Consider the following 7,438-nt stretch of genomic DNA (forward strand, 5'->3'; position numbering starts at 1 on the left):
CATACCGTTTTTCAAAGAAGTCATGCGGCGAACGATGCAGGCATGGCTACATAATAGACAACGTCGAGCCGCTGCGCCGCAAGCGCGGGTTGAGCGCGGTATGCAATGCGTCGCTCAGCAGGTTAAGCGCCATGACCGTCAGCATAATGGCCACGCCGGGGAGGGCGGTCATATACCATCCGGTGCGCAGCGCATCCCGCCCGGTGCCAATCATCGACCCCCAGCTCACCACGTTGGGATCGCCCAGCCCGAGGAAAGATAAACCGGCTTCGGACAGGATAGCGTTGGCAATCAGCAGCGCGGTGGAAACCACCACCGGCGTCCAGGCATTGGGGAGGATTTCACGAAAGATAAGATGCATATCGCCGGCGCCCAGAGAAATACTGGCGCGGACGAATTCCCGTTCGCGCAACGCCAGAAATTCAGTTCGCACGAGTCTGGCGATGCTGGTCCAGGAGGTGATGCCGAGGGCGAAAATGATGGTGGCGATGGACGGCTGCAATACCGCCACCAGAATGATAGCCAGCAGAAATGCCGGAATGGTTTGAAACAGCATGGTGATCCCGGTCAGCACGCTGTCTACCCGTCCGCGGTAAAAACCGGACGCCACACCGACGGCGATGCCGATCAGTAGGGCCATCACCGTTGAGGCGATGCCCACCAGCAGCGATACGCGGGCGCCGTGAAACAGTCCGGCCAGAATATCCCGTCCCATCAGGTCGGTGCCGAGCGGGAACTGAACGTCCTGCCCCGGCCACAGATAGGGAACGCCCACCATATTCATAGGGTCCTCGGGGAAAAGCCTGCTCGCCGCACCGGCAGCCGTCAGTACAGCCAGCAGGATGGTAAGGCCGATCGTGGCCGAGGGTTGTAGTAACCAACGCATTCTCTTTCCTGTTTATCTTGCCGGCGTTCAACGCCCGCGATTAACGATTCGTACCCGCGGATCGAGCCAGGCATGCACCATGTCCACCGCCAGATTCGATAACACCACCAGCACGCTGCTGAACAGCAATACGCCCAGCAATACCGGGATATCCCGGCTACGGATGGCGTCAAACGACAGTTGCCCCAGTCCCGGCCAGGCGAAAACGGTTTCCACCACGATCGAGCCTCCCAGCAGGGCGCTGCTCTGTAATCCCAACATGGTGATCACCGGTAGCAACGCATGACGCAGCGCGTGGCGGAAAAGCACCCGCTGTTCACGCGCGCCTTTGGCCCACGCGGTACGGATAAAGTCCTCGGACAGCGTTTCAATCATCGATGCGCGGGACAGCCGGGCATAGACCGCCATGTAATAAATCGCCAACGTCAGCACCGGCAGCACCAGGTGCGCCGCTATATCCCACAGTTGACGCAAACCGGTGTATCCGGCATTGATATCTTGCCAGCCGCTGGCGGGCAACCATGACAGCTTAACGGCAAACAGTACGATCAGCATGAGCGCGACCCAGAACATCGGGGCCGAATAGCCGATGGTGGCAAGCGCGGAAATGACCGTGTCAGCCGCGCCGTGCGGCCGCCGTGCCGAGGCGATGCCCAGCAGAACGCCGACAGTCACCGACAGGATCAGCGCGGCGCCCACCAGCAGCAGGGTCGCGGGCATTCGGTCCAGAATCAGATCCAGCACCGGTTCGCCGAAACGGAACGAGAACCCCAGATTGCCCCGCGCCAGTTCTCCCAGATAGGCCATGAGCTGTGCGAACAGGTTGCGATCCAGCCCGTACAGTTCGCGCAGATGCTGGATGAGTTCAGGCGCGGCGCTACCGCTTTCGCTGGCGATGACATCCACCAGATCGCCCGGAAGCGCCTTCAGCAAGAAGAAGTTAAGCACCGCCACGGCGATGACGACGCCAACTAACTGAAGCAACCTGAAAAGAAGCCGTTTGCTCATCGTGTCATTTTCCTGCTATCGCGCCTCATTTTTTGTCCAGCCAGACATGAGCAAAATTATTCTGGCTATGGTTGAACGTGTCCGTCACGTTACGCAGATTCCTGGCCCAGACGCCAAACCACTGGAATTCAAAAATATTAATCTGCGACAGATCGCGCTGCACAATTTGCTGCAATGCATGATAGAGCGCCACACGCTTTTGCGGATCCACCTCGATTTGCGCCGCTTCGATAATTTGGTCGGCCTCGGGGCTGGCATAGCCGGAGGCATTGGTCCAGGGGGTGCCTTTGCTCTCCGCTTTCGACCAGTACAACTGTTCGACGCCCAACTGCGGATCGGTCCAGTTTACCCCCCAGGAGCTGGCTAACTGGTAGTCATAATCCTTAAAGACATTTTTACTCCAGGTAGCCAGATCCAGCGCGCGCAGCGTCACGTCGATGCCAATGGCGCGCAGCGCCTGACGCACGAATTCGCCGGTTCGGCGGTAGTCGTCGCCAAAAGGAATAAAGTCATGATTCAGTTTAAAGCGCCAGCCATCCGCTTTTTTCGGGTAGCCCGCTTCATCCAGCAGCGCCTGCGCCTTTTTAGGGTCGAAAGGATATTGCTGGGTATCGGCGGTGTAAAAGGTGCTTAGCTGGGAGGATACCGGGCCGGTAGCCGGTTTGGCATAGCCGCCCCATACCGTTTTAACCAGCAGATCTTTATTGACGGCATGGGCGATGGCCTGGCGAACCTTCAGGTTGCCCAGAATCGGATCGCGCAGATTGGGGAGCAGCCAGAATGAGGTGGCGAAACCATTGTACCCCGCGGTATCCAGCGTCAGGTTAGGCAGTTTCGCCAACCGATCCGCATCGGCGAAGGTCACGGGGTTACGCTCGCCGTATTGGATCGCGCCGGTTTCAAACGCGGTGGCGCGGCCGGAAACATCGGGAATGATTTTGAATAACAGTTTGTCGAGGAAAGGTCTGTCGGGCTGCCAATATTTATCAAATCGCTCCAGTGAGATATGGCTGCCGCGCTGCCATGCCTTAAACACGAAAGGCCCGGTGCCGACCGGTTTGTTGTTATACGGATTATTGGGAATATCGGTGCATTCATACAGATGTTTGGGCAGAATCGGCGTCGCGACCACATCAAGGGCGTTAAGCACCACCGGCGTGGGCTTGGAGAGCGTCAGCACCACGGTATGGTCGTCAGGCGTTTCCGTGGCGGTCAGATACTGGAACACCCGGCGGGCGAAGGGGGAATATTGCCGCCAGATATGTTCCGCCGAGAACTTCACGTCTGCCGAGGTGAACGGCTGGCCGTCGTGCCAGAAGACGTTTTGGCGTAAATGGATCGTCACCTTCAAGCCGTCATCTGAAAGCGCGACCTTTTCCGCCAACTGCGGGCGGGGGGAAAGGTCCGGCGCGTAATCAAACAACCCATCGAAAATCTTGCTGACCACCGTACGCCCGGGCGTCGAGGTATTGATAAAGAAAGCCAGCGTGGGCGGTTCCGGATGCACCACCGCCTCCAGCGTACCGCCGCGCACCGCGCCGGCCACGGTATTCGGCAGGCTGCCGACCTCGGCCATACTGTCTCGCGGCCATAGCCCGCCAAACACGCCAGAAGCCAGGATCGCGCCGGAGATACCAAGAAATTTTCGACGGTTGATTTCGTATTCGATAAGCGCCTCCGGGGTGTTGTCGGAAGGACGCCGAGGATCGGTTGGGTGATTAGGCATAGTGCATTTTCTCCGGGTGAGGTGGATGATTTTTTTTGCCGGGCACGGCATCTAGCAGCGTGCGGGTATAAGGATGTTGAGGTTGATGCCAGATGCGCTGGTGATCGCCTTCTTCAACGATGCGTCCGCCGTTCATGACCAGAACACGATCGGCGATATAGCGCACCACCGCCAGATCGTGAGAAATAAACAGATAGGTCAGACCCAGCTCCGCCTTTAAATCCACCAGCAAATTAAGCACCTGAGCCTGAACGGAGACATCAAGCGCGGAAACCGGCTCATCGCAGATCAATAATTGCGGGCGTAACACCAGCGCCCGGGCGATGCCGATACGCTGGCGTTGGCCGCCGGAAAATTCGTGGGCATAGCGATTTCGTGCCGTGCCGGGCAGGCCGACGTCATCAAGAATGCGCACAATGCGCCGTTCCCGCTCGCGTTTATCTTTGATGCCGTGGATCGCCAGCGCGTAGCCAAGAATATCGTCAATGCGGTGACGTGGGTTGAGCGAACTGTACGGGTCCTGGAAAATCATTTGTATCTGTTTTCGCCAGGGCAGCAACGCCTTACGGGATAGCGGCGACAAATCCTGCCCGTTAAACCGCACCTGGCCGCTCTGCACGGGTTCCAACTGCATAATGGCGCGCGACAGCGTCGACTTGCCACAGCCGGATTCCCCCACCAGACCCAGGGTTTCGCCGGCCTGAATATGCAGTGAAACATCGTTAACCGCCGCGGCGCCGCCTCGGTCGCTGTTATAGTTTACGGTGAGGTTGTCAACCGACAGCAGCGGAACGGTATCCGGCTGCGGCTCAGGAAAATGGAGCGGGCGCAGCGGAGGCGGCGCGAGCGTAAACCCTTCCTTATCACTGAAATGAATTTCCGCCAGACGCGAGCGGCGGTAATGCCGCTCCTGATCCATATGCAGCGAAGCCCGTAGCAGTCCTTGCGTATAGGTGTGCTGCGGATTACCCAGCACCTCATCGACCGGGCCTTCTTCCAGTTTGCGCCCGTTATGCATGACGGCCACCCGATCGGCCCATTGGGCGACGACGCCTAAATCATGGGTGATCAGCAATACCGCCATCTTTAATTCCCGACGCAACTCATCAAGCAGCGCGAGGATTTGTGCCTGAATGGTGACATCCAGAGCGGTCGTCGGCTCATCGGCAATCAACAGCCGAGGCTGACAGGCGATGGCTATGGCGATCATCACACGCTGGCGCTGGCCGCCTGACAGGCTATGGGGATAATCGTTAAATCGGTCTCTGGGATTGGGCAGCCTGACCAACGCCAGCATCTCAATCGCGCGTTCTTTCGCCTGCGCCCGACTTAATGGCTGATGCAGGGTCAATGCCTCGGCGACCTGTTGCCCGATGGTCAATACCGGGTTTAACGAGGTCATCGGTTCCTGAAAAATCATCGAAATAACATTGCCGCGCATTGCGGCCAGCTGCTTTTCACTCTGACGTAGAACAGCGGTTCCATCCAGCAGGATCGCGCCGCTAAGCGTGGCCTGTTTGGGCAACAGCCGCATAATGCTCAACGCCGTGGTGGACTTCCCGCAGCCCGATTCCCCCACCAGCGCCAGCGTTTCTCCCGCGGTTATTTGCAGGTCAAGATTATCTACCGCCATCTGCTCGCGGAAATGAACGCTCAGTCCCTTTATATCCAGTAATACCGTCATCCAAATACCTTAAATAAATTGCCGCATCGTTTTGCCCGTTTCCCTGAAATAATCGTGGGCGGGGGAAAGAGGGTCGCAGCCGTCGGCCCGCGAAAGCAGACCGGCGACGCGTAATCACTTTAATCGCATTGGCGGCATGTTCTTTAGGATAGTTTTGCATTAGTTATGCTGCGTGATTATATGATGGTTGCCACAATATGGATGCCGGCTACTTTTACTACGCCAATAAAAAGATAAACTTAGCCGTGAAGATGCCGATATGGGGTTCAGGGAACAGATTGTTTACACCGGCAGGGAGTTCGCAGCGATGAAATCGATTAGCAGAACAGCAAAAGTCGCCATGATTTTTAATATCGCGCTCGGCGCGCTGTGCATGCTACTCCTCGGCCAGTTGGTGATAGCCGAAATCGATCAGCAAAAATTACGTGATTACTCCGCGTCGCTGGTTCTTCGGGCGGACGGCGTGGCGATGCAATCCGCACGGGCGATTGATGAGGCCAGCCGTTTGGCATTCGATCCCTGTACGGATGACGATCTGTTTCATCTGCGTTTTCTGGTCTACAAATACCGTTACCTGCTGGATATCGGCCGTCTTCACGATGGCAAACTGATCTGCACCGCCGGACGCGGGATCCTGCCGTCTCCGCTCGAACTGCCGGCTTCCGATCTGGTGGGGAAAAGCGGAGCCCGGCTTTGGCGGGCGATAAAAGGATTGATTGACCCCAGAATGGAAATGGATGCCGCCAGCCAAAACGACGTCGTCGTATTCACGTCCCCTGATGCTTTCGAGCGTTTCTCCCTTCCCATTCCCGGCTATAGCGCGCTAATAACCACGGCGGACGATGGTCATATTTTCCAGACGTTTGGCGCAAAAGAGACCTATTCGCGGCAGGGCAGCGCCTGGTATCAGCAATACCGACTGGGGTATCAGTGCAGTCAAGTTTATAACATCTGCATCTACGTTCGCCTCAACGGGTCAGGGATCTTTTCTCTGCCGGTTTATATCAGCATGATCGTTTCGCTGCTGGGCGGATTATTGAGCGGGGCGTTATCGCTGGTGGCGATACTGCTTATCGAGCGGAACAAATCGTTCAGCAAACAACTTTATCGAGCCGTATGCGATAAACAGTTTCACGTCAGATTTCAACCCATCGTCTGTCTGCGCGATAACAAAATGATCGGTGCCGAAGCGCTGATCCGCTGGACCAATCGCCAAGGGGAGGCGATTCCGCCGGATGTTTTCATCCCGGTAGCGGAAAAAATGGGCATTATCGGGCAAATTACCCGTCAGGTAACCCGCATGGCGTTGATGGATCTACAGGATATCCTGACCGCCAGTAAAACCTTTTACATCAGCATTAACCTTGATATTAGCGATGTATTGGATACTGATTTTCAGTCTTATCTTGATGAACTCACGCAGTTATCCGGCATTGCCAGACAACAGATTATGTTGGAAGTCACGGAGCGTTCGACGGCAAATCATACCTTGATGTCCAAAAGGCTCACCGAGTTGCATGATGCGGGATACCGGATTGCGCTGGATGATTTCGGCACCGGTTATTCTAACTTGTCCTATCTGGCCGTAATGCCGTTTGATGTGATTAAAATCGACAGGATCTTTACTGAGGCAATCGGCACGGATTCCGTGAATGCGCAGATGGTTGAGTATCTCTTTAACCTGATGGCCATGTTCGATGCAACTGTGGTGGTTGAGGGTATAGAAACCGCTGAACAGGCCGGCTATGTCGGCCAGCATTGCCCACATGCGGTTGGGCAAGGCTGGTATTTCGGCAAACCGGTGAGTAGCGCGGATCTCAAGGCGCGTTATCTTTCCGACGCGGCCGATAAAATCTAATCGTCTATTTACGCAAACGTTTTCTTACTACGCTGTTTGTTTATAAAAAGCGGTTCAAACCGGCGAAATTCTTTAGCAAAATATTCCGAGGCTAAAAATTTCCCATGTAGGGCGCAGGTAAATAAATGTTACCCGGATTGTCGGAAAAGGTAAGAAAATGATAGCGCTGAAGTATTTTTTTAACCGTATAAATCAGAGTGAAAGATTAACGAATATACAATGTCCGGTTGATGATTTTTTCGCCTAAAAGACAGCATCTAAATGAATTTATTTAAA

The 7,438-nt window shown here is 55.6% G+C and carries 5 protein-coding genes; 1 reads left to right on the forward strand and 4 read right to left on the reverse strand.

Annotated features, from left to right (window positions below; genetic code table 11):
* Positions 1 to 46: 46 nt before the first annotated feature.
* Genes HOY33_RS06010 through HOY33_RS06025 form a run of 4 tightly spaced genes read right to left on the reverse strand, consistent with a single transcriptional unit; the run spans position 47 to position 5,304 of the window.
* Complete coding sequence (locus tag HOY33_RS06010; protein WP_172289292.1) at positions 47 to 886, reverse strand: ABC transporter permease; 840 nt, start codon at positions 884 to 886, stop codon at positions 47 to 49.
* A 27-nt stretch (positions 887 to 913) separates the two neighbouring features.
* A complete protein-coding gene (locus HOY33_RS06015) occupies positions 914 to 1,894 on the reverse strand; it encodes an ABC transporter permease (protein WP_172289293.1) in 981 nt (326 codons plus the stop codon).
* Between the two features lie 25 nt (positions 1,895 to 1,919).
* Entirely contained in the window at positions 1,920 to 3,620 is a 1,701-nt protein-coding gene (locus tag HOY33_RS06020; RefSeq protein WP_172289294.1) for an ABC transporter substrate-binding protein, read from the reverse strand.
* The gene (locus HOY33_RS06025; RefSeq protein ID WP_172289295.1) at positions 3,613 to 5,304 is read right to left on the reverse strand and encodes an ABC transporter ATP-binding protein; all 1,692 of its coding nucleotides are present in this window, start codon (positions 5,302 to 5,304) and stop codon (positions 3,613 to 3,615) included. The genes HOY33_RS06020 and HOY33_RS06025 overlap by 8 nt, the downstream gene beginning before the upstream one ends.
* 307 nt (positions 5,305 to 5,611) lie before the next feature.
* Between HOY33_RS06025 and HOY33_RS06030 the strand changes: the two genes are divergently transcribed.
* A complete protein-coding gene (locus HOY33_RS06030; RefSeq protein WP_172289296.1) occupies positions 5,612 to 7,162 on the forward strand; it encodes an EAL domain-containing protein in 1,551 nt (516 codons plus the stop codon).
* Positions 7,163 to 7,438: the final 276 nt, after the last annotated feature.

It is taken from the genome of Brenneria sp. hezel4-2-4 (genome assembly GCF_013155275.1).
Lineage (GTDB): Bacteria > Pseudomonadota > Gammaproteobacteria > Enterobacterales > Enterobacteriaceae > Brenneria.